The 24,253-nt window shown below is 62.5% G+C and carries 23 protein-coding genes; 14 read left to right on the top strand and 9 right to left on the bottom strand.

What is annotated here, in order from left to right; genetic code table 11:
- Positions 1-50 precede the first annotated feature (50 nt).
- Positions 51-2,003 (bottom strand): methyl-accepting chemotaxis protein, encoded by a 1,953-nt coding sequence (locus SPHINGO391_RS04215; protein ID WP_152007653.1) that lies wholly within the window; start codon positions 2,001-2,003, stop codon positions 51-53.
- Between the two features lie 77 nt (positions 2,004-2,080).
- Complete coding sequence (locus tag SPHINGO391_RS04210) at positions 2,081-2,686, bottom strand: hypothetical protein (protein WP_152007652.1); 606 nt, start codon at positions 2,684-2,686, stop codon at positions 2,081-2,083.
- Positions 2,687-3,049: 363 nt separating this feature from the next.
- Between SPHINGO391_RS04210 and SPHINGO391_RS04205 the strand changes: the two genes are divergently transcribed.
- From SPHINGO391_RS04205 to SPHINGO391_RS04195, 3 genes are all read left to right on the top strand, one after another.
- Complete coding sequence (locus tag SPHINGO391_RS04205) at positions 3,050-4,003, top strand: nucleoside hydrolase (protein WP_193217181.1); 954 nt, start codon at positions 3,050-3,052, stop codon at positions 4,001-4,003.
- Positions 4,004-4,039: 36 nt separating this feature from the next.
- On the top strand, positions 4,040-4,744 hold the full coding sequence (locus SPHINGO391_RS04200) for an SDR family NAD(P)-dependent oxidoreductase (RefSeq protein WP_152007650.1): 705 nt from the start codon (positions 4,040-4,042) through the stop codon (positions 4,742-4,744).
- A 79-nt stretch (positions 4,745-4,823) separates the two neighbouring features.
- Positions 4,824-5,894, top strand: coding sequence for a Gfo/Idh/MocA family oxidoreductase (locus SPHINGO391_RS04195; RefSeq protein WP_152007649.1), 1,071 nt, complete (start codon positions 4,824-4,826; stop codon positions 5,892-5,894).
- 11 nt (positions 5,895-5,905) lie between these two features.
- Here SPHINGO391_RS04195 and SPHINGO391_RS04190 read toward each other — a convergent pair whose 3' ends face one another.
- From SPHINGO391_RS04190 to SPHINGO391_RS04180, 3 genes are all read right to left on the bottom strand, one after another.
- Complete coding sequence (locus tag SPHINGO391_RS04190; RefSeq protein WP_152007648.1) at positions 5,906-7,045, bottom strand: Gfo/Idh/MocA family oxidoreductase; 1,140 nt, start codon at positions 7,043-7,045, stop codon at positions 5,906-5,908.
- A gap of 90 nt (positions 7,046-7,135) precedes the next feature.
- Entirely contained in the window at positions 7,136-9,406 is a 2,271-nt protein-coding gene (locus SPHINGO391_RS04185; RefSeq protein WP_152007647.1) for a glycoside hydrolase family 9 protein, read from the bottom strand.
- A gap of 133 nt (positions 9,407-9,539) precedes the next feature.
- Positions 9,540-10,376 carry an alpha/beta fold hydrolase gene (locus tag SPHINGO391_RS04180; protein WP_152007646.1) on the bottom strand — a complete coding sequence of 279 codons (837 nt, stop codon included), beginning with the start codon at positions 10,374-10,376 and terminating at the stop codon, positions 9,540-9,542.
- A 203-nt stretch (positions 10,377-10,579) separates the two neighbouring features.
- Between SPHINGO391_RS04180 and SPHINGO391_RS04175 the strand changes: the two genes are divergently transcribed.
- The 4 genes from SPHINGO391_RS04175 (at position 10,580) to SPHINGO391_RS04160 (ending at position 15,081) form a co-directional block, all read left to right on the top strand.
- Positions 10,580-11,929 carry an NAD(P)-dependent oxidoreductase gene (locus SPHINGO391_RS04175; protein ID WP_152007645.1) on the top strand — a complete coding sequence of 450 codons (1,350 nt, stop codon included), beginning with the start codon at positions 10,580-10,582 and terminating at the stop codon, positions 11,927-11,929.
- Between the two features lie 16 nt (positions 11,930-11,945).
- Entirely contained in the window at positions 11,946-13,256 is a 1,311-nt protein-coding gene (gene preA, locus SPHINGO391_RS04170; RefSeq protein WP_152007644.1) for an NAD-dependent dihydropyrimidine dehydrogenase subunit PreA, read from the top strand.
- A gap of 190 nt (positions 13,257-13,446) precedes the next feature.
- Entirely contained in the window at positions 13,447-14,049 is a 603-nt protein-coding gene (locus SPHINGO391_RS04165) for a DUF2799 domain-containing protein (RefSeq protein WP_152007643.1), read from the top strand.
- A gap of 138 nt (positions 14,050-14,187) precedes the next feature.
- Positions 14,188-15,081 carry a YiiX/YebB-like N1pC/P60 family cysteine hydrolase gene (locus SPHINGO391_RS04160; RefSeq protein ID WP_152007642.1) on the top strand — a complete coding sequence of 298 codons (894 nt, stop codon included), beginning with the start codon at positions 14,188-14,190 and terminating at the stop codon, positions 15,079-15,081.
- Here the strand turns inward: SPHINGO391_RS04160 and SPHINGO391_RS04155 are convergent.
- A complete protein-coding gene (locus tag SPHINGO391_RS04155) occupies positions 15,078-15,827 on the bottom strand; it encodes an AraC family transcriptional regulator (RefSeq protein WP_193217404.1) in 750 nt (249 codons plus the stop codon). The genes SPHINGO391_RS04160 and SPHINGO391_RS04155 overlap by 4 nt on opposite strands.
- Before the next feature lie 96 nt (positions 15,828-15,923).
- On the opposite strand from SPHINGO391_RS04155, the gene SPHINGO391_RS04150 reads away from it, so the two are divergent.
- Positions 15,924-16,460, top strand: coding sequence for a peroxiredoxin-like family protein (locus SPHINGO391_RS04150; RefSeq protein WP_152007641.1), 537 nt, complete (start codon positions 15,924-15,926; stop codon positions 16,458-16,460).
- A gap of 25 nt (positions 16,461-16,485) precedes the next feature.
- On the opposite strand, the gene arsH is transcribed toward SPHINGO391_RS04150, so the two are convergent.
- The gene (gene arsH, locus SPHINGO391_RS04145) at positions 16,486-17,202 is read right to left on the bottom strand and encodes an arsenical resistance protein ArsH (RefSeq protein ID WP_152007640.1); all 717 of its coding nucleotides are present in this window, start codon (positions 17,200-17,202) and stop codon (positions 16,486-16,488) included.
- The gene (gene arsC / locus SPHINGO391_RS04140; protein ID WP_152007639.1) at positions 17,199-17,603 is read right to left on the bottom strand and encodes an arsenate reductase (glutaredoxin); all 405 of its coding nucleotides are present in this window, start codon (positions 17,601-17,603) and stop codon (positions 17,199-17,201) included. Before arsC ends, arsH begins: the two co-directional genes overlap by 4 nt.
- 238 nt (positions 17,604-17,841) lie before the next feature.
- Here arsC and SPHINGO391_RS04135 point away from each other — a divergent pair, with 238 nt between their 5' ends.
- On the top strand, positions 17,842-18,600 hold the full coding sequence (locus tag SPHINGO391_RS04135; RefSeq protein ID WP_152007638.1) for an SDR family oxidoreductase: 759 nt from the start codon (positions 17,842-17,844) through the stop codon (positions 18,598-18,600).
- A gap of 12 nt (positions 18,601-18,612) precedes the next feature.
- Here the strand turns inward: SPHINGO391_RS04135 and SPHINGO391_RS04130 are convergent, their stop codons facing one another.
- The gene (locus SPHINGO391_RS04130; RefSeq protein WP_152011417.1) at positions 18,613-19,239 is read right to left on the bottom strand and encodes a TetR family transcriptional regulator C-terminal domain-containing protein; all 627 of its coding nucleotides are present in this window, start codon (positions 19,237-19,239) and stop codon (positions 18,613-18,615) included.
- 263 nt (positions 19,240-19,502) lie between these two features.
- Here SPHINGO391_RS04130 and SPHINGO391_RS04125 point away from each other — a divergent pair, with 263 nt between their 5' ends.
- Genes SPHINGO391_RS04125 through SPHINGO391_RS04105 form a run of 5 tightly spaced genes read left to right on the top strand, consistent with a single transcriptional unit; the run spans position 19,503 to position 24,139 of the window.
- Positions 19,503-20,831, top strand: coding sequence for an aspartate aminotransferase family protein (locus SPHINGO391_RS04125; protein ID WP_152007637.1), 1,329 nt, complete (start codon positions 19,503-19,505; stop codon positions 20,829-20,831).
- A 2-nt stretch (positions 20,832-20,833) separates the two neighbouring features.
- Positions 20,834-22,324, top strand: coding sequence for a CoA-acylating methylmalonate-semialdehyde dehydrogenase (locus tag SPHINGO391_RS04120; protein ID WP_152007636.1), 1,491 nt, complete (start codon positions 20,834-20,836; stop codon positions 22,322-22,324).
- Positions 22,325-22,338: 14 nt separating this feature from the next.
- Positions 22,339-22,626 carry a cupin domain-containing protein gene (locus tag SPHINGO391_RS04115; RefSeq protein ID WP_152007635.1) on the top strand — a complete coding sequence of 96 codons (288 nt, stop codon included), beginning with the start codon at positions 22,339-22,341 and terminating at the stop codon, positions 22,624-22,626.
- A gap of 9 nt (positions 22,627-22,635) precedes the next feature.
- A complete protein-coding gene (locus SPHINGO391_RS04110; protein WP_152007634.1) occupies positions 22,636-23,886 on the top strand; it encodes a Zn-dependent hydrolase in 1,251 nt (416 codons plus the stop codon).
- A gap of 49 nt (positions 23,887-23,935) precedes the next feature.
- Complete coding sequence (locus SPHINGO391_RS04105) at positions 23,936-24,139, top strand: hypothetical protein (protein WP_152007633.1); 204 nt, start codon at positions 23,936-23,938, stop codon at positions 24,137-24,139.
- Positions 24,140-24,253 lie beyond the last annotated feature (114 nt).

Genomic DNA, 24,253 nt, shown 5'->3' with positions numbered 1-24,253 from the left:
CCTGGAAGGCGGGTCTTTTTATGCTTGCTAGCTGATGCTGTGGGTCTTGATCAGAACTCTTCCCACTCGTCCTGTGCCACCGCGGCATTGCCCTGGCTGCGCATCTGGGGACGGGCCTGGCTGGACGCGGCAGCCGCAGGCTGACGCACTTGCGGCTGAGACGGCTGCGCCATCATCCTGGCTGTCTGATGCAGGGCTGCGGACTGGGCACTCGCCGATCCGTCGATCTTGAACTGGGAAATCAGCTCGCGAAGTTTTCCAGCCTCGGCCGCCAGTTCCGACGATGCGGCGTTGGACTGTTCCACCATCGCGGCGTTCTGCTGGGTGGTCTGGTCCATCGAGTTGACCGCCTGGTTGACCTCGGACAGTCCGGTCGACTGCTCCTTTGCCGATATCGCGATCGCGTCCATGTGCGTGTTCATGTCGGTAATGAAGCCGCCGATGGTGCGGAGCGCCTCGCTTGCCCGGCGCACCAGGTCGACACCGCTGGAAACCTCGGTAGAGGAGTTCTGAATGAGTTCCTTGATCTCCTTGGCCGCGTTGGCCGAGCGTTGCGCCAGTTCCCGCACTTCCTGGGCGACGACGGCAAAACCCTTGCCGGCTTCACCGGCACGTGCGGCCTCGACACCGGCGTTCAACGCAAGAAGGTTGGTCTGGAACGCAATCTCGTCGATGACCCCGATGATGTTGGAAATCTGCTTCGAGCTTTCCTCGATCCGGCGCATTGCGTCTTCTGCCTGACCGACCACTTCGGAAGACTGGTTGGCCGAGGAATTGGCCTGGGAGGCAACACCGCGGGCCTCTTCGGTGCGCTTGGTCGAGTTGACCACATTGGCGGTGATTTCCTCGACGGCAGCCGCGGTTTCCTCGAGTGCTGCGGCCTGGCGTTCGGTACGCTTGGACAGGTCGTCGGTGCCGTTGGCGATTTCGCGCGTTCCGGTTTCCATCATCGACACGCTGTCGGTGATGGATGCCATCGTCGTGCTCAACTGCTTGACCGACTGGTTGAAGTCGTGGCGCAGCGCTTCGAAGTCCGGTGCGAATGCCTCTTCGAGCTGGAAGGAAAGGTCGCCTGCAGCAAGTCTCTGCAAACCGGTTGCCAGACCGGACGTCGCGACTTTCAGGCGCGCGGCGGCATCGGCCTCGGCGCGTTCCTGCGCTGCGATGCGGTCGGCCTCGGCCTGCTTGCGGTTTGCTTCGGCTTCCGACTGCAAACGCTGGTTGGCAATACCGGCTTCGCGGAAGACCTGCATGGCTTCCGCCATCTTGCCGATCTCGTCCTTGCCGCCCTTTTCGATCTCTACATCAAGATCACCATTGGCGAGCTTCGCCGTGGCGTCGGCAAGACGGCCCAGCGGACGCGACACCAGCTGGAAGTTCATGAAACCCATGCCGGCGGCCATCAAGGCCACGAAGATCGAGGCCGCGAGGCTGATGAACTCGACAGCGCCAAGGGCCGACATCTGGTCACTTGAGGCAACAGCGCTTTTCTGTTGGATCGTGCTCACCAATCCACCAACCTTTGTGCCGAATTCGCCCAGAAGTTCCGAGCCTTCGCCGGTCAGTTCCAGCACGCGTGCCAGTTCGACGGTCATCGGATCACGCATCAGGCTGATCTGCCGTTCAACCACGGTCGTGCGCCATTCGTTGAGAACGGTTGCGGCTTCGCCGAGCACCGCCGTTTCACTGCTGGCATGCTCGGCGTAAAGTCCGTCGAGCTTGGTGAACTGTGCGTCGATCGCAGCACTGGTTTCCTGGTACGCGCTGACGAATTCGCGGTTGCCGGTCAGCAGGAAGTTCTTCACATGAAGATTGGCCTTGTTCACCTGGGTATTGAGGCCTGCCGTTTCCGCCAGCAGCTCACTCATCGTCTGGCTGTGCTTAACCAGCTCGTTCGCGGTCAGGGCCCGCATGTAGATCAGGCTGGAAGCGCCGATCGCGATGAACGCAAGGATGGCGAAAGCCGCAAATCCCTTCGTGCTGACGGAGATGTTCTTGAGCATGTTAAACGTCCTGTTGGGTCTGGGGTGGCGCGGCTTGAAGTGTCAGAAATGTGATGACGCTTCGTACCCGTGCTTGGTCACGCGCCGGCGGCGACACGCCGCTGGAGTTCTGTCAGATTGACTTCCATTGTCACGGCCCCGATGGATTCGCCGTTGTCGGTGATCGTGAAGCTGACCTGGCCGCGCCAGATCTTGTTCCCGTCATCCCACTCAGGTTCATCGATAAACAATGCATCACTGGAAACGTCATAGGTTTTCTGGAACTTGGCCTCGTCACCCTGCCAGAAGTCACCCGTGATCGAGCTCTGACCGACATTCAGGCCGTTGTGGTCCATGACGAAGATTTCGGCATACAAACCAAGCGATTGTCCCTGCAGCCGGGTGAGGTACACCGACAGCGGATTGGACAGCGTGGCGGCGATCAGCGGCTTGTCATCGCTCTCGCGCTCTTCGCGCCATTGGGTATCAAGAGCGTCAATCTGGTCCTGCGGAAGCTTCTTGAGACGCTCATTCTGCGCACCGATCGAAATTCGCACGATATCCGTCTCTATCCAGCTGCGCATCTCGTCCACCACTGAAGCGGTAATGAGGCTGTTTATATCTGGTTTGGCGGGTTCCGCGGATGCGGGCGAGATCAGCGCACAAATGGCGGCTGCGGCAAGTATACTTCTCGAAAAGCCCATGATTGTCTCCTTTTGTACAACTTCTGGACCAACTCCTTTAAAACATGGTTAAGCACTAATTTTTTTATTAGAGATTCATGAAAAGACAAACATGGCCGGCTTCGTGATCCGCAGCTGTGATATCGCGGCCAACCGGGCAGACACGCGACCGCTCATGCGAACAACGCATCCGGACCGACAGACAGACGGGCGTTATCCGGCGAGAATAACGCCCGTCAAGCGACGGCAGGGAATCCCTGCCATGCCGCCGGTCGCTGGGGAAAATGACCACCCAATCTTGCACCGGCCTTACCTTGCAGACGACCACACTTGTCGTGGCGCGCACACCGTGCCAATGGAAGGCGCATGCGAGAAGGACTTTCCATGAAGCACAAGATCATAATCGACACAGATCCAGGCATCGACGATGCCATGGCGATTGCCTACGCCGTGGCCCACCCCGACCTTGAGCTTGTGGCGCTGACCACCATTTTCGGCAATGTCCGGACCCACGAGGCGACCCGCAACGCCCTGGCCCTGCTCGACCACTGGGGTGTTGCAGCCGACGTGGCAGAAGGGGAGCACGCACCGGTTTCCATGCCTGCCAATGAACCAAGCTATCTGGTGCACGGCCGCAACGGCTTTGGCGAGGTTGATATCCCGGCCTCCAGCCGCAGCAAGCATGCCCTTGATGCCGTCGATTACATCATAGAGGCAACCAAACGACATCCGGGCGAGATCTCGATCTGCGCCGTCGGACCCCTGACCAACCTCGCCCGGCTGCTCGAGCGTGATCCGGGCGTAGTATCGCGCGTCAAGTCCGTTATCGTGATGGGTGGTGCCGTGCATCGCAAGGGCAATGTCACGCCCATGGCCGAAGCCAACTTCTGGAATGACCCGGACGCGGCAGATGCAGTCCTGGCGGCATCCTGGCCGCTGGTCCTTGCCCCGCTTGACTGCACCATGCCGGTGGTGTTCACGCCCGATTTCATGCAGGCCCTGGCAAGGGAAAACCCGACACTGGGAAAACCGCTCGCAGCCATGGCCGAATTCTATGCCCGGTTCTACCGGTCGCATCTGGGTATCGGCGGCTGTGTACCGCATGATGTCATGGCCCTGTCCTGGCTGACGGTTCCCGGCGCCTTCCGGCTGCAAAAGGGCGCGCTCGCCGTCATCACCGAAGGCCCCGCCATTGGCCAGACCCTGTTCCAGGCTGCAGGCACCCAAAGCCGCGCCCGTTGCTTTGATGGAAGACCGAACCATATGGTGATGGTCGACACGGACCCGGAAATGTTCATGGCCGACTACATGATGGTGATGACGCGCCACGCCGGCTGAATCCGTTCCGGTCGGCTGCGCCAGAGGAGCAGCGATTTGGACAGTTGGAAAAGCGATGGTCTGGCCGTGGTCGTCGGCAGCAGCGGCGGCATCGGCGCTGCGGTGATCGACGCCTTGCGCCAAAGCGGCGGCTTCGCCGAAATCGTGGGGTTTTCCCGCGGATCCCAGCCAGGACTTGATCTGCTCGATGAGCAGAGCATCTTCGAGGCGGCGAACACCATCAAGGCAAGGCAATCCGAACTTCGGCTGGTCTTCGATGCCACCGGTTTCCTGCATGGTGACGGGCTGTCTCCGGAAAAGGCGCTAAGCGCCGTCACGCCCGATCATCTGGCGCATGCCTTTGCGGTCAACACCATCGGGCCCGCACTGCTGATGAAGCACTTCCTGCCGCTGTTGCCCAGGCAGGGAAAATCGGTGTTTGCAAGCCTTTCCGCCAAGGTCGGATCGATCGGCGACAACCAGCTCGGCGGCTGGTACAGCTACCGCGCCTCCAAGGCGGCACTCAACCAGCTGGTCCACACCGCCGCGATCGAGCTGGCGCGGCGCAGACCCGAAGCCGTCTGCGTGGCGCTGCATCCCGGCACGGTCGATACCGGATTGTCGTCCGATTTCGCCAAGTCCGGGCTGAGCGTGCAGCAACCGGCAGACGCTGCCGCCCGCCTTCTGAGCGTCCTCGATCGCCTGACGGCTGCCGACACCGGCGGTTTCTTCGATTACCGGGGCGATCCGCTGCCCTGGTGATCGCCGGGTTTGGCCGACTGCATCGCCAGTCGGATCCGGCCTTTACCCGGTTTTCACCAGCCTTGGCCTATAAGCGGGCATGACCGAGAACACGACCATCCGCTGGGGCATTGCCGGCACCGGAACAATTGCCACGCAATTCGCCTCCGACATCGGCTTTGCCAGGGGGGCAACCTTGTCCGCCGTCTGCTCGCGCGATCTGGCGAAGGCACGGCAATTCGCCGTTCGTCATTCCGGCGTGGCTTCATTCGGCTCCCTGCAATCGATGATCAGTTCGGGCGAAATCGATGCGGTCTACATCGCCACCCCGAACGCGGTCCATCTCGCCCAGACGCTCGAATGCATTGCGGCGGGCATCCCGGTCCTGGTCGAAAAACCCCTGACCGCCAGCCTCGGCGAAGCCCTGGAGATCGAGAAGGCGGCCCGGGCTGCCGGAAGCTTCGTCATGGAGGCCTTGTGGAGCCGCTACCTTCCAGCCATCACCAATCTGCGCAGAGCCTTGCGCGATGGCCGGATCGGCACCATCCGCAAGCTCGAAGCGGATCTGGCCTGGAAGCACGACTACGATCCCGAAAGCCGCTTCTTCGACAAGTCCCAGGGCGGCGGCGCGCTTCACGACCTGGGGATCTACGCGATCTCACTGGCACGGTATCTTCTCGGCGACCCTGTAAGCGCCGACGCATCCTGGCGCGCCGCGCCCTCGGGTGTCGACATCGCATCGACCCTGCACATGCGCTTTTCAGGCGCCGAAGCCGAGATCCGCTGCGGTTTTAACCGACAGGGCTCGAACCGGCTCCTCATCGAGGGCGACAAGGGCGTGGTGGTGATCGCCGCTCCCTTCATCAAGGCAGAACGCTTTACGGTCTACCCCTCGCGCCGTCTCGCTGATCTGCTTGAACCCGGCGGCAACAGCTTGCCTGAAAAGCTGCGCCGCAAAATCTTCACCCGCTTGCCGCTGCCGGGCGTGGAGCGGCATGTTCACGGCTTTCAAGGCTCAGGTCTGCAGTTCGAAATCGAAGCCGCGTCCAGCGCCATCCGCCAGGGCCTCGGCGAGGAACCCGACAACCGCCTCGAGGACGCCATTGCCGCGCTGCGCGTCATCGACGCCGTGTTGGCCAAGCCCCCAGCGGCGCAAGACACCGCTGCCTGATTTCAAGGCCGCTAGAAATCGGAGCGCGGCCTGAAGTGACCCGCACCTTCGTTCAGTGTCAGCGCCAGTTCCGTCAGGTGCAGGGCTCGTCGGCCTGAAAAGAACGGCACCTGCCCGTTCGCAAGATCCGCCGCCATGGCGGCAATGCCCCGGGCAAAATCGATCTGCGAGGGAAACGAGGCAAGCTTGCCCGCCCTTGCCGGAGCCGGATAGGCAACAGGGCGCCCATGGGTCAGCCGCAACGGCAACACCCGTCCGCGTTTGCGTTCGAACCTGCCCGCAAGCCTTTGCAGCAGTGGCCGTTTTTCGTCAAAGCGGCTGAGATGCACCGGCGAGCGGTCATCCCACAGGTCCCGGACCACGATGGTCCCCTGCTCGCCGACAATGGTCAGCGACCGGTCGCGCGGTGCCGCAAGGCCGCAGGTCAGGCGCGCGGTCACGCCGGAGCGAAACGACAGGCACCCAACGGCGAAATCCGGGGCCATCGCGATGCCCGCGGCTCCCGGCCCCTTGTCCGGGAATGTCAATGCGGAGAAGGCCTGGCCTTCCTCAACGGCGCCGAACAGCGACACCAGCCAGGACAGGCCATAGCCCGCGTGCTCGAGCGTGCAGCCGACTTCGAACTCGTGCAGACCCGGCCATTTTGCCCCAGACAACGAGCGCCACTCCGTCCAGTTGTCCTTGAACACCGGCCCGTCTTCCATCTCCGCATAGGCCAGCCGTGGCTGACCGATGCGCCCGTCGGCAATCAGGCCCGCGACAATCTGCTGTGCATCGGAAAGCCCGTTGGCCGGAGCGCCGCAGACCGTCAACCCCAGGCGCTCGGCAAGCTCGATAACTTCGCGGGCTTCCTCGAACGTCATGCCCAGCGGTTTTTCGCAATAGACATGCTTGCCCGCATTCAGCGCCGCGCAGTTCAGCGCGAAATGGCTTTCGGGTGTGGTCAGATTGACGATGATCGCGGTCTCGCCATCGCGCAGGCATTCGTCCAGCGAACCGTAAGCCCTGACATCGTGAAAACGGCAGAATTCGGCAAGCCGCGGCGCATCGTGATCCCAGACCCCGGCAAGGCCGAGCTCGGGATGGTTGGCAAGCGTCGTCATGTAGTAGTCGGCGACGAAGCCGGCGCCGACAAGTGCAATCTTGGTCATGGGTCCCCAGGTCCCGGCCTGCTGTCGCCACCAGGCTAGCAAGGCCGCGTTAAGATGCGGTTGCCTTCATTTCTGTCGAAACTGCAAAGCTCATGGAGCATCGGCCAGAAAGGATGCGATCCAGGCCAGCGGCGCATTCCAGTTGATGGCGATTTCGTTGGTTGAAAACGACCGTGAATCATCGACATAACAGGCCTGTGGCGCACATCCGGAGAGTTTGCGGATGGCATAGTCATCGGCGAGCCCGCTGTTGGGTCCGCCCGCCAGCGCTCCCTTCGGAACAGCCGGATAGGATGGATCGACGGAGGCGGCAAACATGTTGGAATACTGCCGCTGGGCATAGAGCGTGCCGTAGCCGGTCACGTAGGAAATCCCCAGCGCGTTGCGCCCGAGAATGTAATCCATGCTTTCGCGCACCGCCTGCAGATAGCGCCGGTCGCCGGTGATGTCATAGGCCGTGGCGACAACAATCATGTTCTGGATCACCGACTGGTTCGAGCCCCAGCCAAATCGCTCGGGAGCGTACATAAAGCCGAAGGCTTCCTTGCGCTGGTCCCTCATGGAGGCTTCCGCCGCGTCCCGGACGGAAACCTGGACCGCCTTGAGATCCCGCTTCGGCAGCGCGGAGGGCACCGACGCAAGCTGCAGGCGCGCAAGAGCGGCCACCGAACGCCAGTCGAAGCCGTGCTCCTGGAACAGCGGCCCCGACCAGTGCGGCGACGCCTTGGCGCGCTCGAGCCAGACCGGATCGCCGGTGCTCAGGTACAGCTCCACGGCGGCCCAGTAGAATTCGTCGGAGACATCATCATCCTGGTAATCGCCGCCACCGAAGCTGCCGTCGGTGTAGGGCGCATAAAGCGCCGGATTTGCTTCCGCGGCGCGGTAGGCGCGAACCGCGGCGGCAAGCAGTGTTTCCGCGTATGGGCGATCAAATCCGGCAAACAGCCGCGCCCCTTGTGCCGCAGCGGCCGCCAGGTTGAGAGTGGCGGCTGTCGATGGCCGGTGCAACACCCGGAGCTCGCGGTCGCGGTGCGGCAGGACCGGCCCCACCGTCCAGCGGTTGCCGTGCACCTTGTGATGCGCCATGCCCGCCTGAGGCTCGCCCTCGGGAACCGTCATCGACAGCAGGAAATCAAGCTCCCAGCGCGCCTCATCGAGGATGTCCGGAACACTGTTTCCCGCTTCGGGTATGAGGGCCAGCCCGTCCGCAAGCGCCGGGGACGAGGCACGGCTGTGATGAAGCGCCCGCTCATAGGTTCCAAGCAGCTGCGCTGCGGCGATACCGCCATTGACCACATATTTGCCGAAGTCGCCTGCGTCATACCAGCCGCCGGCGACATTGAGCTTGTAGCCGCAGCTCCACGCCTCGCCGTAGACCTTGCGCGCCGTGCGGGTATCGACGCAGCCCACCGACGTGTCGCCCCGGTTGGGCGCCTTGCCCAGGTGCCCCGCCGGACGGCCATAGCCCTGCCCGGCCAGTTCCTCGCGGATTTCGATGCCGCTGCGCACCTTGTAGAAATAGCCGAGCGCATCGCGGCGCAGCTGGCCATAGGCCGTATCCGAAACCGAGAACGGCGGGCTGACGTCGTCGCCGACCACCAGCCGGTAGCCGTCGCCAGGGGTCCTCATGCCGCTGAAATCGATGATGTGCACATCAAGGCCCGAGGAGGGATTGCGGCCTTCGGGCCTGCTGAACCCGGATGCGACGGTCTCGCCAGAGGCGGCAATCATCCGCCATTCGACCCGCGCCTTGTCCTTGCGCACCAGGGTGGCGTGCTTGGGGCCGTCAGGGAAATAGGCGAACTGGTTGACGCGGATCGCAGACAGCGCGCCCGAAGCTGTGTCGGCCTCCGGCTCCTGGCCGGACTGCAGCGAGGCCGCGTGCAGACAGAACCGCCACGGCGTATCCGACCCACCGAGCTGAAAGACCAGCTGGGCGCTTGCATGGCTCTCGGCAGCGGTGAAGTCTTCGCTCAGCGTCTGCTGGCCACCGCGAATGCTGCGCGTGATCTCGCCTTCCGCGGTCCATGGCTCCTCGGCCTTCTGCGCCAGCGCGCGCATCGGCCCGCCCGGATCGCCCGACACCGTGATCGACAGACGGTACCGCTCGCCCTTTGTCAGGCTGAGCCCGTTGAACCCGAGGATCGCATCCCAGGGCTGGGCTGCCCCGCCGGCCACCTGACCGCACAGCGAACCGGGCCGGTACTCGGCCTTTACGTTCGGAGTGGCCCACCATTCGCCGGCAAGCGTCGATTGGCCAAAGGCCGGATCAGGCAGCATTTCATCGGCTGCAGCATGTGCGGGAATGGCGGGGACCGCCAGCAAAGCAAGGAGGCCCGTCATGGCCCTGAGGTGCGTCATCGCTGTTTCCGGATTTTTTGATCGGAAAATGTGGCTGCCCTGATGGCCGCCATGGCTAAGCTCTTGCAACAAAATTAGGGTGTTGCCGTGAACAAAGGCTTAATTGCGCTCCCTCCCCCGACTTTCCATGCTTTCAGCCCTCCAGTCCGAGAAAGGCACGGCAGAGCGGATGCTCCGGATCGGAGAGCCCGTCAATCACGTCGAAATGGTGCTTGCCGGCTTCTTCGCAGATCTGCATCGGGGTCTCGAACCCGCGCCACATTTCGTAAAGCGCCCGGTTCTGCCGGACGAATTCCGGCCGCTCGTCGGCCCCCACCCAGGCCATCACCGGGATCGGCGCCAGCGGAGCGAGCAGCACCGGGCTTTCCGTTTGTGCTTCGGCCGCATCGGTATTCAGGATGTCGTTCATCTCGGTGCGCATCAGCGGACGCAGATCGTGAACGCCGGAGATCGAGGTGACTCCAACGATGCGGCTGAGGACTTCCGCTGGCAGCAAGGGGGTTCCGCTGATCATCCGGGTCACAAGCTGGCCGCCGGCGGAATGGCCGGTAAGCCGGATCGGGCCGGTCACCTCCTGTGCCGCTGCACCGATGGCCGCGGCAATTTCCCTGGCAATCCCGGAAATGCTGTTGTCCGGGCAGAGCGTATAGCTCGGCATCGCCACCGCATACCCATGCGCCAGCGGCCCCGAGGCCAGATGCGACCAGACCGACTTGTCAAACGCTTTCCAGTAGCCGCCATGGACAAACACCGCCAGGCCCTTGGGCGTGCCTTCAGGCAGAAACAGGTCGAAACGATTGCGCGAAGCCGGCCCGTAGGCGAGATCCAGTCGCGCCCTCCCCGCATTTTTCAATTCGTCCCGAAAGCTCTCCGCCATCGCCGTCCAACGAGGTGGAAAATCAGCTGCACCGGGGATATGGGCTCCATTCGCATAGGCATCGTCGTAGTCCGTAATTGGGTAATCAGTCACTTCAGGCTCCTTGGTTCTCAGCATATTTACCGGGCTTCAGCCGAAGCGCAATGTTGACAGTAAAAGTCAAATTTTGATCAATTGATAAAAAATTTGACCTTTTGATAAAACCGTTTCATTCTTTCAAAACTGCGGCGGCAAGGGCACCGGTGAGTTGCCCAAAAAAGACCGCAGACGAGGTTCTCGCAACGAGAGGGGTTCTGATGACTGTGTCCGAGACGAGCGATGTGAAGGCGAACCGGCTTTCCAGCGCCGAATATGCCGACAATTTTTCCGACATCCATCCTCCATTGACGCCGCACGAGGCGCTCGTGGAAGCCGACAGATGCTATTTCTGTTACGATGCGCCGTGCATGACCGCCTGCCCGACGTCCATCGACATTCCGATGTTCATCCGCAAGATCCAGGCCGGCAATCCGGTCGGCTCCGCAAAGACCATCTTCGAGCAGAACATCATGGGCGGCATGTGCGCCCGGGTCTGCCCGACCGAAACCCTTTGCGAAGAAGTCTGCGTGCGCGAGACCGCTGAAGGCAAGCCGGTCAAGATCGGTCTGCTGCAGCGCTACGCGACCGATACCTTCATGGAACGCGAACAGTCCCATCCCTTCACCCGGGCAACCCCGACGGGCAGGAAGATCGCCGTCATCGGCGCCGGCCCCGCGGGCCTGTCCTGTGCGCACCGGCTGGCAACACTCGGCCACGACGTCACCGTCTACGAGGCCCGAGAGAAAGCCGGCGGCCTCAACGAGTACGGCATCGCCTCCTACAAGACCACCAATGACTTTGCCCAGGACGAGGTCGACTTCATCCTCCAGATCGGCGGCATCACCATCGAGAATGGCAAGGCGCTCGGCCGCGATGTCACGCTCGAGCAGCTGACCGCGGATTTCGACGCGGTGTTTCTCGGCGTGGGATTGCCCGGCGTCAATGCGCTCGGCGTTGACGGCGACGACGCGGCCGGCGTGATCGACGCCGTCGATTTCATCGGTGTCCTGCGCCAGGCAGATGATCTTTCACTGCTCGAGGTCGGCCGCAGGGTCGTTGTCATCGGCGGCGGCATGACCGCGATCGATGCCGCCATGCAGGCCAAGCTGCTGGGAGCCGAGGAGGTCACTGTCACCTACCGCCGCGGCCAAGAGCACATGAATGCCTCGCTCTACGAGCAGGAACTGGCCCAGACCCACGGTATCGCCATCCGCCACTGGCTGATGCCGAAGAGCCTTGAAGTTTCGGGTGGCGCTGTCTCGGCGATCACGCTTGAAAAGACTGCGCTCGATGCATCAGGCAAGCTTGCCGGCACCGGCGAGACCGTCACCATCCAGGCCGACCAGGTCTTCAAGGCCATCGGCCAGACCCCGGATGCCGGCCCCCTTGCAGGCGTTTCGATCACCCTCGAGAAAGGCCGCATCAGCGTCGATGAAAACCGGCGGACCTCGCATCAGAAGATCTGGGCCGGCGGCGACTGCGTCGCCGGAGGCGAAGATCTCACCGTGGTCTCCGTCGAAGACGGCAAGATCGCCGCTGAAAGCATTCACAAAGCCCTGATGGCTTGAGGAAGGAAAAGATATCATGGCTGACCTTTCCACCAATTTTCTCGGTATCAAATCACCCAACCCTTTCTGGCTGGCTTCTGCGCCGCCGACCGACAAGGCCTACAATGTCGAGCGCGCCTTTGAAGCCGGCTGGGGCGGCGTCGTCTGGAAGACGCTCGGAGAAGCCGGCCCGCCGGTCGTCAATGTCAACGGCCCGCGCTACGGCGCGATCTGGGGACCGGATCGCCGTCTGCTGGGTCTCAACAACATCGAGCTGATCACCGACCGCGATCTCGAGATCAATCTGCGCGAGATCACGGAGGTCAAGAAGCGCTGGCCCGACCGGGCGATGATCGTGTCGATCATGGTGCCGTGCGAGGAGGCAAGCTGGAAGGCCATTCTTCCGCGCGTCGAGGACACCGGCGCCGATGGCATCGAGCTCAATTTCGGCTGTCCGCACGGTATGAGCGAACGCGGCATGGGTGCGGCCGTCGGCCAGGTGCCCGAATACATCCAGATGGTCGCCGAATGGTGCAAGCAATATTCGAAAATGCCGGTGATCGTGAAGCTGACGCCCAACATCACCGACATCCGCTATCCGGCGCGCGCTGCAAAGGCAGGTGGTGCCGACGCGGTATCGCTGATCAACACCATCTCCTCCATCGTTTCGGTCGATCTCGACAATTTCGCGCCGATGCCGACGATCGACGGCAAGGGCTCGCATGGCGGTTATTGCGGTCCTGCGGTCAAGCCGATCGCCCTCAACATGGTGGCCGAGATTGCCCGTGACGCCGAAACCCGCGGCCTGCCGATCTCAGGCATTGGCGGCGTCCAGACATGGCGTGATGCGGCGGAGTTCATTGCGCTCGGTTGCGGCACGGTTCAGGTCTGCACCGCAGCGATGACCTACGGCTTCAAGATTGTCCAGGAAATGGCCCAGGGCCTGTCCGACTGGATGGACGAGAAGGGCTATGAGACCATTGCCGACTTCCAGGGCCGCGCGGTACCGAATGTCACCGACTGGCAGTATCTCAACCTCAACTACATCACCAAGGCGAAGATCGACCAGGACCTGTGCATCAAGTGCGGCCGCTGCCACATCGCCTGCGAGGACACCTCGCACCAGGCAATCACCTCGATGGTCGATGGCGTCCGGCATTTCGAGGTGATGGACGACGAGTGCGTCGGCTGCAATCTCTGCGTCAATGTCTGCCCTGTCGATGATTGCATCACCATGGTGCAGATGACCGAGGGATCGGACCCGCGGACCGGCCAGTCGATCAACAATGACTACGCCAACTGGACCACACACCCCAACAACCCGATGGCAAAGCAGGCAGCCGAATAGCGCCTGCCATTCCAGTTGCTCACGAAAAGCAGACCGGCCGGGAACAACGGCCGGTCTTTTTTGTGAAGTAATGCCGGTGCATCCGGCCGTTCGACGTCGGTGCAGGTGATAAAACCACCTGATTGGTTGTCTGGAAGTCAGCCAGTTGCTAACAAAGTTCCAGGGACTGTCTACTGCCTTGGGGATAATCATGAGACTGTATTCTGTACTTGCTCTTCTTGCCTGTCTGGTGCTGGCCTCATGCCAGACCATGTCCAAGGAGGAGTGTGCGGTTGCCGACTGGCGCGTGATCGGCGAACAGGATGGTGCCGCCGGCTATAATCCGCAGGATCGCTTTGCGCGGCACGTCAAGGCCTGCACCAGAGCCGGTGTCGCTGCCGACCAGACCGCCTGGTATCAGGGTTATCAGCAGGGCCTGCCCCGCTACTGCACACCGCTCAACGGCTTGAGTGTCGGCAGCCAGGGCAAGACCTACGCCAATGTCTGCCCCGTCAATCTCGAGACAGGCTTCCGCGAAGGCTACGAACTCGGACGTCTGCACCATGAGAAGAAGCGCGAGATCTCCAGTCGGGAATCGCGCATCCGCAGCCTTGAGCAATCCATCCGCGACGATGAGAAACTGTTGGCTGAAGGCACCGAGGACCGCCGCGCGGTGGAACGGCGGATAGATGACAACCGCCGCACCATCCGGGATCTCGATCGCGACATCGGCCGGATGGAATCCGATCTGCGCCGCATCGAGGACGACATGGAGGATTTCCGTTACCGCGTGGTACCGTTCTCGCAAGGCTAGGACCTGCCGCCTTGTCTCCGTATTCTCTTTCACATGGGTTTTCGCTCCGCGCGATGGCGCCTGCCGGCTGACCGGAACCCCAACTGCTCGGCACGTCGTTGTGGCGCTGCACAAAACACATGATTACCGGGTCTGCGTATGCGTAACACTGACACTCTGCCGACGGTTCGCCGGATCACCCTGGCACTGCTTCTCATCCTTGGATCACTGCTGCAGGGATGCACGGGAATCGGGACTACCGACAAAGGTGTGAAACCCGCCAGGGCAAGCCTTCAGGCCTGCTGCACCAGCATGGAAGACTATCCGCGCTGGTATGTGGACATGGCGCGCACCGTCGCCCCGGCGCTCGGCACCGTGTTGAGCCATGTGTCCTGGCGCAGCGGCTATCTCAGGTCAAAGCAGGCCGCGCAGGAAGCGGTCATGGACGTCCTGCAGCCGCTCGACATCGTTCTGGTCAGTTCCAAGGGAAAACGCTCGGGCCAGATGATTCCGGGACTCTTCGGCCATGCCGCGATCTATCTCGGCACCGAACAGGAACTGCGGCACCTTGGCATCTGGTCTGCGCCGGAAGTTGAACCGCACCATGCGAAGATCCGCGCCGGTCATGTCTTCATCGAGGCAGATGCCGAGGGCGTGCATCTGTCGAGACCCTCCATCGTCCTCAATACCGATGCGGTCGCAGTCCTGAGGCCGCGAATTGCCAATATTGAGCGGCGCCGCAGGACAGCGGTCGATTTCTTCGCGGCCATGGGGATGAAGTTCGACTTCCTGTTCGACGTCGATTCCCCCGACTGCACCTTCTGCACCGAACTCATCCACAGGACCATGCCGCAGCTCGACCTGCCGATCATGGAAATCTACGGCGTCCGGACCATCATGCCCGACAGTGTCGCCGTTGCAGCCATCCGCAGGCGCGGCGGCACCCTCGCCTTTGTCGGATATGTCAAAGCCGACCGCTCCAAATGGAAGCAGGGCTCGATCCGTGAACTGGCAAACGACATCGGCAGCCATTGGGCCGATCGCCAGCGTTAGACTGTGGCCGGCTGCTCGCCCGCGATGCCGCGCATCGCCAACGGTTTCTGCCCGTAGTGCTGCCGAAAGGCCCTGGCAAAACCCTCCGGGGACCGGTAGCCGTAGCGCCGCGCGACAGCCTCGACCCGGTCTCCCTTCTGTAGGTCCTGCCGGGCCAGCGTCAGCCGCCAGCGCCTGAGATAGGCCGCCGGTGTTTCGCCGACCACCGCAACAAAGGTCTCGGCGAAACGGCTGAGCGAGAGCCCCGCGATGACCGCGAGATCGTCATTGCGCCAGTCCCGTCCGGGATTGCCGTGAATGGCGACGATCGCCCGGTTCAACCTTGCATCCGAAAGCCCCGAGAGCAGACCCGGCCGTGTCGAGCCAGCTTCGATTTGCGCCCGCAGCAGCCGGACCACCATGACTTCGCCAAGCCGGTTGACGACCGAAGCGGACCCGCAACGCGCCGCCGCGAGTTCCGAGTGCATCAGCCGGACGAGACTGAACGCTTCCGCATCCGCGGAGAGGTCAAAGCAGATCCTGTCGGGCAGTGCCGACAGCAGCGGATTTGACGCTCCGCCCCACGCGACGGCGGCAGCGAACAGGACCGTGTCCGGGTCAAGGTCAGCCCCGACGCCGGCACCACCAAACCAGACAACACCGGGAGTGCCGTCTTCGCGGCCGGTTACCACCATCGTTGCCGCGGCCAGGGCCACGGGCTTCACTTCCAGCGTGAAGCGCTCCATCAGCGTTGTCAGTCTGTCCATTTGGCTCATGTCGGCGTTTCGGTCAGTTTAATCGGATTTTTTTGACTTTATTTCCGCTATGCTGAAATCACAACCCCGATGTGAAAGGCTTTACCCATGCTGCTTCCCCGCCAGAAAACCCCGGATCTTAAACTCCCGACGCTCGATCACGGCGAATTCGACCTGACCACCGATGCGTCGGATCGTGGCACGGTGATCTGCTTTTACCGCGGGCTGCACTGCCCGATCTGCGCCACCTACCTCACCGAGTTTCAGAAACGGGTTGCAGATTTTGCCGAGCGCGGCGTGGCCACGATCGCCATCAGTTCCGACGGCGAGGAACGCACCCGCCAGATGGCTGAGAAGATTGGTGCCGACACGCTCCGGTTCGGCTACGACCTGCCCTTGGCCAAGGCGCGCGAATGGGGGCTCTACATTTCCACTTCGCGCGGCAAGACTTCGATCGGCATCAAGGAGCCTGCGTTGTTCTCCGAACCCGGCCTGTTCATGGTCACCCCGCAGCAGACGCTGTACTACGGCTCCGTGCAAACCATGCCGTTCGTCCGCCCGCATTTCTCGGAACTGGTCGGCGCACTCGATTTCGCCATCAAGAACGACTACCCGGCGCGCGGCGAATACACCGGCGCGGTATAATCCCGTCCAGGGATGAATGACGGCGCTAGATCGAGCGCTGGTTGACCCGCAGGGAAAGCGCCTCGGCGCTTTCCACCCGTTCGGAGTAGCGGTCGACGAGATATTCCGACCGTCCGCGCGTCAGCAGGGTGAACTTCATCAGTTCCTCCATGACATCGACCATGCGGTTGTAGAACGGTGACGCTTTCATCCGCCCTTCCTCGTCGAATTCCGCGAACGCCTTGGGCACCGATGACTGGTTCGGGATGGTGATCATCCGCATCCAGCGGCCCAGAACCCGCATCTGGTTGAGCGTGTTGAAGCTCTGCGATCCGCCGCTGACCTGCATCAGTGCCAAAGTCCGCCCCTGAGTTGGCCGCACGCCGCCGATCGGCGCCAGTGGCAACCAGTCGATCTGCGTCTTCATCACCCCGGTCATCGCACCGTGCCGCTCCGGCGAACACCAGACCTGGGCTTCCGACCACAGCGACAGCTCGCGCAGTTCCAGGACCTTGGGATGGCCTTCCGCCTCGTCGGAGACGAGAGGCAACCCGGCGGGATCAAATATTTTGACCTCGGCGCCGAGTGCTTCGAGCACGCGCTTGGCTTCCAGTGTCAGGAACCGTGAATAGGATCGCCCCCTGAGCGACCCGTAAAGCATCAGCACCCGCGGCGGGTGGCCGGGCTCGCCCGGCAGTGAAAGCGTATCCAGGTCCGGACGCTGAAAGCTGTCCGGCTCGATGTTCGGCAGGTCCTTGGTCATGGGGCGGTAATCACCTCTCCGTCTTCCTTGGTGTAGGTGGCGCCGGGCGCGACATCGAGAAGCGCAAAGACCGCCTCCGATGGACGGCAAAGCGCTACCCCCTTCCGCGTGCAGACGATCGGTCGGTTGACCAGAACCGGATGCTCGAGCATTGCATCCAGGATCACCTCATCGCTGACCGTCGGATCGGTCAATCCCAGCTCCTCCGCCGGAGACTTCGACACCCTCAGCGCCTCACGCGGGGTCAGGCCGGCGGCGGCAAACAGGGCCTGCAATTGCCCGCGGGTCCAGCCGGTCTTGAGATATTCGATGACCACTGGTTCGCCGGCAAACGCCCTGATGATTTCAAGCACGTTGCGCGACGTCCCGCATCCGGGATTGTGGTAGATGACAATGCTCATGATCGGCTCCTGCACCATTGGCGTTGATCGGGTCGCCTTAGCGCATGCGGCGGGACAATGCCAGACTTATATCAAGCATTCTTGATAGCTCAATCGCGGGCAGCCCCCTGTCCGGACCGCCTGTCCCGATTTTCCAGGCGCCGGGGATCCCGGCAACTGATCGCGCAGGAACCCGGCCCGGCATCTTGATTACCCGCGCCATCAATTGCACAAGGTTGACCGGACAAAGGAGACCATCATGAGCATTGATCTGACCGGCAAGACTGCATTGATCACCGGCGCCAGCCGCGGCATTGGCGAGGCAGCGGCCCGCATTCTCGCAGGCTATGGCGCCAATGTCGTTCTCGCGGCGCGGTCGAGTTCCGACACCGCCCGGATTGCGGCCGACCTTGGCGAAAGGGCGCTTGCCGTAACCTGCGACGTGGCAGATTACGGCGATCTCGACGCCGCGGTGTCAAAGGCGGTGGACCGTTTCGGCAGCCTCGACATCCTTGTCAACAATGCCGGCGTGATCGACCCCATCGCCCGGATCGAGGAGTCCGACCCTGAAGCCTGGGACCAGGTCGTCGATATCAATTTCAAGGGCGTCTACCATGGTCTCCGGGCTGCGATCCCGGTGATGAAGCGTGGGGGCGGCGGCGTCATCATCAACATCTCCTCGGGAGCTGCCACCGGTGCGCTTGAAGGCTGGAGCCATTATTGCGCCACCAAGGCCGGGGTCCTTTCGCTCACCCGCTGCGCCCATGTGGAATGCGCGGCCGACAATATCCGTGTGGTCGGCCTCTCGCCGGGCACCGTGGCCACCGACATGCAGCGCTCGATCAAGGACTCCGGCGTCAATCCCGTGAGCCAGCTCGACTGGTCCACGCACATCTCGCCCGAATGGGTCGGCGAAGCCATCGCCTGGCTCACCACGGACGCGGCGCGCCCATATGATGGCGATGATTTCTCGTTGAAGACCGAAGAGGGACGCCGCGCTGTCGGGCTGATCGACTGACTGCCTCCAGCCTCAGCCTTCGAGTGGTCGCGGTGCTGCGACCGTCTTTTCATTCGGTCGCAGCCCCTCGAGAAACAGCGTCTCGAGATAGCGCGCAGCATCCTCGAACCGGCCCGCGGCACCGCGGTCCGGGCCGAGGATGACCTGAACCTGGACATCGAAATCGGCATAATGCTGCGTGGTTGACCAGATCGAGAAAATCAGGTGGCGGGGGTCGACCGGATTGATCTTTCCGGCCTTCATCCAGCCCTTGAGCACTTCCGCTTTTTCATCGACCAGCGGCTTGAGTTCGCTTTCCAGGAGCCGCTTGATCCGCGGTGCACCCTGCAGAATCTCGTTGGCAAACAGACGGCTTTCGCGCGGGAAATCACGCGCCATCTCGAGCTTGCGGCGGATGTAGGATTGCAGTTCCGGCAAAGGATCGCCAACCGCATCAAGCTCCTGCAGCGGCTCGAGCCATTTGACCAGAAGACGGGCGATCAGCGACTCGTAGATGTCCTGCTTGCGCCGGAAGTAATAGAGCAGGTTGGGCTTGGACATGCCGGCATGTTCTGCGATCCGGTCGATCGTCGCACCCCGAAATCCATGCACCGAGAACTCTTCAAGAGCGGCGTCGAGGATGCGCTCCTCGTTCTCCATCTGAATGCGGGTCTTGCGTTGGGTTTCGGTGGCCCTTGCCTTCAAGTCATGTGCTCCATTTCATTCTCACGACTGGCGGCAATCCGTTGCACCGAAGCTGTTGCGCACAACGCCGAATTTGCCTTGACCGGGTGATTGACCCTGATAGAGTTTTATCAAACAGTCAATATTTCGCAACAAAGCACTGTCGGCGGATACAAGCCACGTGAAGTGGCACTTGACTGAAGGATCGGGAACCCCACGCGTCAGGAGGCGCACCAGCCATGTCAAACCGGCTCAACACAACCCCCAATGATCTGCGTGCGTTCTGGATGCCGTTCACCGCCAACCGCCAGTTCAAGCAGAACCCGCGGATGCTGGTCGGCGCAAAGGACATGCATTTTACCGCCTCCGATGGCCGCAAGATCCTCGATGGCACGGCGGGGCTGTGGTGTGTCAACGCAGGCCATTGCCGCCCGAAGATCACCGAGGCGATTGCCCAGCAGGCAGGCGAACTGGACTACGCGCCCGCTTTCCAGATGGGCCATCCGAAGGCTTTTGAGCTGGCCAACCGCCTGGTCGATATCGCCCCCGATGGCATGGACCATGTGCTTTTCACCAATTCCGGCTCTGAGTCGGTCGAAACCGCACTGAAGGTGGCGCTCGCCTACCACCGGGTGAAGGGCAACGGCTCCCGCACCCGGCTGATCGGCCGCGAGCGCGGCTATCACGGCGTCAATTTCGGCGGCATCTCGGTTGGCGGCATCGTTACCAACCGCAAGATGTTCGGCACGCTGCTGACCGGCGTAGATCACATGCCGCACACCCATCTGCCTGCGCAGAACGCCTTCACCAAGGGGCAGCCCGAACATGGCGGCGACCTGGCGAGCGAACTTGAGCGCATCGTCACCCTGCACGATGCCTCGACCATTGCCGCCGTCATCGTCGAGCCGGTGGCGGGCTCCACCGGCGTGCTGATCCCGCCGAAGGGCTACCTCAAGAAGCTGCGCGAGATCTGCACAAAGCACGGCATCCTCTTGATCTTCGACGAGGTTATCACCGGCTTCGGCCGCCTCGGCTCGCCGTTTGCTGCCCAGCACTACGATGTCATGCCGGACATGATCACATCCGCCAAGGGCCTGACCAACGGCGTCATCCCGATGGGCGCAGTCTTCGTCACCTCCGAGATCCACGACGCCTTCATGCAGGGCCCGGAGCACATGATCGAGTTCTTCCACGGCTACACCTATTCGGGCAACCCGATCGCATCCGCCGCAGCGCTCGCAACGCTCGACACCTACAAGGAAGAAGGCCTGCTGACCCGCGCTGCCGAACTGTCCCCCTACTGGGAGGAGCAACTGCATTCGCTGAAAGACTGCCCGCATGTCATCGACATCCGCAACACCGGCCTGATCGGCGCTATCGAGCTCGATCCGATTGCCGGCGAGCCGACCAAGCGCGCCTTCTCGGCCTTTCTCAAGGCCTATGACGACGGCTTGCTGATCCGCACCACCGGCGACATCATCGCGCTCTCCCCGCCCCTGATCATCTCGAAGGATCAGATCGACGAATTGTTTGAAAAACTGCGCACAGTGCTCAAAGGGGTCGCGTAACCATGCAGATCATTGAAAACGCCATCGGCGGCAAGCTGACGATTTCCGGCTCGGACCGCAGGTCCCCCGTCTTCAACCCGGCGACCGGCGAACAGATCGCCGAACTGCCGCTCTCGACGGTCGAGGAAATCAACGCGGCCGTGGCCAACGCCAAGGCGGCCCAGCCGGCCTGGGGCGCGATGCCACCATTGAAGCGCGCCCGATTCATGTTCAAGTTCAAGGAACTACTTGACCGCCACGCGAGCGACATCGCCCGCGAGATCAGCCGCGAGCACGGCAAGACCCATGACGATGCACTCGGTGAAGTCACCCGCGGCATCGAGGTGGTGGAATTTGCCTGCGGCATCCCCAATCTGCTCAAGGGGGACTTCTCCCGCAATGTCGGCCCGGGCGTCGATTCCATCGCCGACCGCCAGCCGCTCGGTGTCGTCGCCGGCATCACCCCGTTCAACTTCCCGGCCATGGTGCCGATGTGGATGTATCCGATCGCGGTCGCCTGCGGGAATACCTTTGTCCTCAAGCCCTCCGAGCGCGATCCCTCCGCGCCGATGCTGGCCTGGAAACTGTTCCAGGAAGCAGGCTTTCCCGAAGGCGTGCTCAACATCGTCCATGGCGACAAGCTTGCCGTCGATACGCTGCTCGATCACCCCGATGTCAAGGCCATCAGCTTCGTCGGCTCTACCCCGATCGCCCAGTATGTCTATTCGCGCGGCACCGCCAACGGCAAGCGCGTGCAGGCGCTTGGCGGTGCCAAGAACCACATGGTGATCATGCCCGACGCCGACATGGACCAGGCCGCCGACGCGCTGATGGGCGCAGGCTACGGCTCCGCCGGCGAGCGCTGCATGGCGATCTCGGTCGCGGTTCCCGTGGGCGAGAAGACCGCCGACGCGCTGGTTGCCAAGCTCAAGCCCCGTGTCGAGGCGCTCAAGATCGGGCCTGCCACCGACGAGACGGCCGAAATGGGCCCGGTGGTGACCAAGATGCATCAGGAAAAGGTGCTGGGCTACATCGACCAGGGGGTCAGCGAAGGCGCCGAACTGGTGGTCGATGGCCGCGGCTTCTCGCTGCAGGGCTACGAGAACGGCTACTTCGTCGGCGGCACGCTGTTTGACCGCGTCACCACCGACATGACCATCTACAAGGAAGAGATCTTCGGCCCGGTGCTCTCGGTCGTCCGCGCCGGCAGCTTCGACGACGCCGTCAAGATGATCAACGACCACGAATACGGCAACGGCACCGCGATCTTCACCCGCGACGGCGACGCCGCCCGCGCCTTCTCAGATTCCATCGAGGTCGGCATGGTCGGCGTCAACGTGCCGATCCCGGTGCCGGTCGCCTACCACTCCTTCGGCGGCTGGAAGCGCTCGCTGTTCGGCGATCACTCGATCTACGGCCCTGAAGGCGTCCGCTTCTACACCCGCCTGAAAACCATCACATCGCGCTGGCCCAACGGCATCAAGTCCGGCGCGGTCTTCACTTTCCCGAGCTGAGCCCGAGCTGAACCATGACACGCGAACCTGCCAACGCAACAACCCTGGTCGATGACGACCGCGTCCGCGTGACGCGCTTCGATTTCGCCCCCGGGGCGGAGACCGGCTGGCATGTTCACGGTCATGATTATGTCGTCACCCCGGTGACCGAATGCGTGATGCTGCTCGAGGAGCCGGGCGGTGGCACCCGTGAAGTGACCATGGCGCCGGGCGAGGCCTATCGCCGTCCGCTCGGTGTCGAGCACAATGTGATAAATGCCGGAACAAGGCCGATGAGCTTTGTCGAAGTCGAACTGAAATAGGAGACCACCATGTCCGCACCCGCAGCAAACCTCCGCATCAACCCCGACCGGCTGTGGGACTCGCTCATGGAGATGGCCAAGATCGGACCGGGCGTCGCCGGCGGCAACAACCGCCAGACCCTGACCGACGAGGACGGTGAAGGCCGCCACCTGTTCCGCAAGTGGTGCGAACAGGCGGGGCTCACCATGGGTGTGGACACCATGGGCAACATGTTCATGACACGGCCCGGCACCGATCCCGATGCGCTGCCGGTCTATGTCGGCTCTCACCTCGACACACAGCCCACTGGCGGCAAGTATGACGGCGTGCTCGGCGTTCTGGCCGGCCTCGAGCTGGTGCGCACGCTCAACGATCTCGACATCAAGACCAGGCACCCGATCGTAGTGGTCAACTGGACCAACGAGGAAGGCACCCGCTTTGCCCCTGCCATGCTGGCCTCGGGCGTATTCGCCGGCGTGCACGAGCAGGACTGGGCCTATGACCGGGTCGACGCCAAGGGCAAGCGCTTCGGCGACGAGCTCGAGCGCATCGGCTGGAAGGGCGACGAGGAGGTGGGCGCGCGAAAGATGCATGCGCTGTTCGAGCTGCACATCGAGCAGGGCCCGATCCTCGAGGCCAAGGGCAAGGATATCGGTGTCGTCACCCACGGCCAGGGCCTGCGCTGGGTCCAGTGCACCGTTACCGGCAAGGAAAGCCACACTGGCTCGACCCCGATGCCGATGCGGCTGAACGCCGGCCGCGGCCTCGCCCAGATCACCGAGCTGGTGCACCAGATCGCCATGGACAATGCGCCCAACGCGGTGGGCGCCATCGGCCACATCGACATCTACCCCAACTCCCGCAACATCATTCCGGGCAAGGCGGTCTTCACTATCGATTTCCGCAGCCATGAACTCGATACGCTCAATGGAATGGTCGACCGGCTGATGGCCGAAGCGCCGAAACTCTGCGATGCCCTGGGCGTCGGATTCGAGGCCGAGATCGTCGGCCAGTTCGACCCGCCGGAATTCGACCATGGCTGCGTCAAGGCGATCCGCGACGCCGCCGAGCGGCTTGGCTATTCCCACATGGACATCATCTCCGGCGCCGGCCATGACGCCTGCTGGATTAACCGCGTGGCGCCCACCGCAATGGTCATGTGCCCCTGCGTCGACGGCTTGTCGCACAACGAGGCCGAGGAAATCACCAAGGAATGGGCCGGTGCGGGCTGCGATGTTCTCATGCATGCGGTGGTGGAAACCGCCGGGGTGGTGGAATAGCGCAAATGGCCTTATATTGGGACATCCTCAACCGACTGGAGCCACGGCCATGTCGCCGTCAACTGAAGACCTTGTGCTTGAGCATCTTCGCGCCATTCGCGCGACTCAGGACAAGCACTCGGAAGACCTGCGGGAAATCAAAGGTCGGCTCGGCATTATCGAAATGCAATACGCAAACCTGTCGAACCGGCTCGACCGGATGGGTGAACGCGTTTCCCGTATTGAAATGCGGCTTGGCCTCATTGAGGTCTGAGACATCCCAAGGCCAGACGTCCCATCCTTCAGTCGCGCTGATCCTCTCTCCTCTACATTCGAGCAGTCCCCCTACCCCTGACCTTACCCCTCAAGGGGGATGGGGAATGGCTAA

Origin of the sequence: Hoeflea sp. EC-HK425 (genome assembly GCF_902498795.1) — a bacterium.
Classification (GTDB): domain Bacteria; phylum Pseudomonadota; class Alphaproteobacteria; order Rhizobiales; family Rhizobiaceae; genus Hoeflea; species Hoeflea alexandrii.
The sequence above is the reverse complement of the archived record's forward strand: the minus strand, read 5'-3'. Positions and strand labels throughout refer to the sequence as shown.

What these genes read in the sequence shown, in the direction of transcription:
- SPHINGO391_RS04135 (WP_152007638.1), top strand. Translation starts at nt 17,842, where the DNA reads ATGAGCATTGATCTGACCGGCAAGACTGCATTGATCACCGGCGCCAGC.
- SPHINGO391_RS04130 (WP_152011417.1), bottom strand. Translation starts at nt 19,239, where the DNA reads ATGGAGAACGAGGAGCGCATCCTCGACGCCGCTCTTGAAGAGTTCTCG.
- SPHINGO391_RS04185 (WP_152007647.1), bottom strand. Translation starts at nt 9,406, where the DNA reads ATGACGCACCTCAGGGCCATGACGGGCCTCCTTGCTTTGCTGGCGGTC.
- arsH (WP_152007640.1), bottom strand. Translation starts at nt 17,202, where the DNA reads ATGACCAAGGACCTGCCGAACATCGAGCCGGACAGCTTTCAGCGTCCG.
- SPHINGO391_RS04195 (WP_152007649.1), top strand. Translation starts at nt 4,824, where the DNA reads ATGACCGAGAACACGACCATCCGCTGGGGCATTGCCGGCACCGGAACA.
- SPHINGO391_RS04110 (WP_152007634.1), top strand. Translation starts at nt 22,636, where the DNA reads ATGTCCGCACCCGCAGCAAACCTCCGCATCAACCCCGACCGGCTGTGG.
- SPHINGO391_RS04120 (WP_152007636.1), top strand. Translation starts at nt 20,834, where the DNA reads ATGCAGATCATTGAAAACGCCATCGGCGGCAAGCTGACGATTTCCGGC.
- SPHINGO391_RS04175 (WP_152007645.1), top strand. Translation starts at nt 10,580, where the DNA reads ATGACTGTGTCCGAGACGAGCGATGTGAAGGCGAACCGGCTTTCCAGC.
- SPHINGO391_RS04115 (WP_152007635.1), top strand. Translation starts at nt 22,339, where the DNA reads ATGACACGCGAACCTGCCAACGCAACAACCCTGGTCGATGACGACCGC.
- preA (WP_152007644.1), top strand. Translation starts at nt 11,946, where the DNA reads ATGGCTGACCTTTCCACCAATTTTCTCGGTATCAAATCACCCAACCCT.
- SPHINGO391_RS04155 (WP_193217404.1), bottom strand. Translation starts at nt 15,827, where the DNA reads ATGGACAGACTGACAACGCTGATGGAGCGCTTCACGCTGGAAGTGAAG.
- SPHINGO391_RS04160 (WP_152007642.1), top strand. Translation starts at nt 14,188, where the DNA reads ATGCGTAACACTGACACTCTGCCGACGGTTCGCCGGATCACCCTGGCA.
- SPHINGO391_RS04125 (WP_152007637.1), top strand. Translation starts at nt 19,503, where the DNA reads ATGTCAAACCGGCTCAACACAACCCCCAATGATCTGCGTGCGTTCTGG.
- SPHINGO391_RS04165 (WP_152007643.1), top strand. Translation starts at nt 13,447, where the DNA reads ATGAGACTGTATTCTGTACTTGCTCTTCTTGCCTGTCTGGTGCTGGCC.
- SPHINGO391_RS04150 (WP_152007641.1), top strand. Translation starts at nt 15,924, where the DNA reads ATGCTGCTTCCCCGCCAGAAAACCCCGGATCTTAAACTCCCGACGCTC.
- SPHINGO391_RS04190 (WP_152007648.1), bottom strand. Translation starts at nt 7,045, where the DNA reads ATGACCAAGATTGCACTTGTCGGCGCCGGCTTCGTCGCCGACTACTAC.
- SPHINGO391_RS04215 (WP_152007653.1), bottom strand. Translation starts at nt 2,003, where the DNA reads ATGCTCAAGAACATCTCCGTCAGCACGAAGGGATTTGCGGCTTTCGCC.
- SPHINGO391_RS04205 (WP_193217181.1), top strand. Translation starts at nt 3,050, where the DNA reads ATGAAGCACAAGATCATAATCGACACAGATCCAGGCATCGACGATGCC.
- SPHINGO391_RS04105 (WP_152007633.1), top strand. Translation starts at nt 23,936, where the DNA reads ATGTCGCCGTCAACTGAAGACCTTGTGCTTGAGCATCTTCGCGCCATT.
- arsC (WP_152007639.1), bottom strand. Translation starts at nt 17,603, where the DNA reads ATGAGCATTGTCATCTACCACAATCCCGGATGCGGGACGTCGCGCAAC.
- SPHINGO391_RS04210 (WP_152007652.1), bottom strand. Translation starts at nt 2,686, where the DNA reads ATGGGCTTTTCGAGAAGTATACTTGCCGCAGCCGCCATTTGTGCGCTG.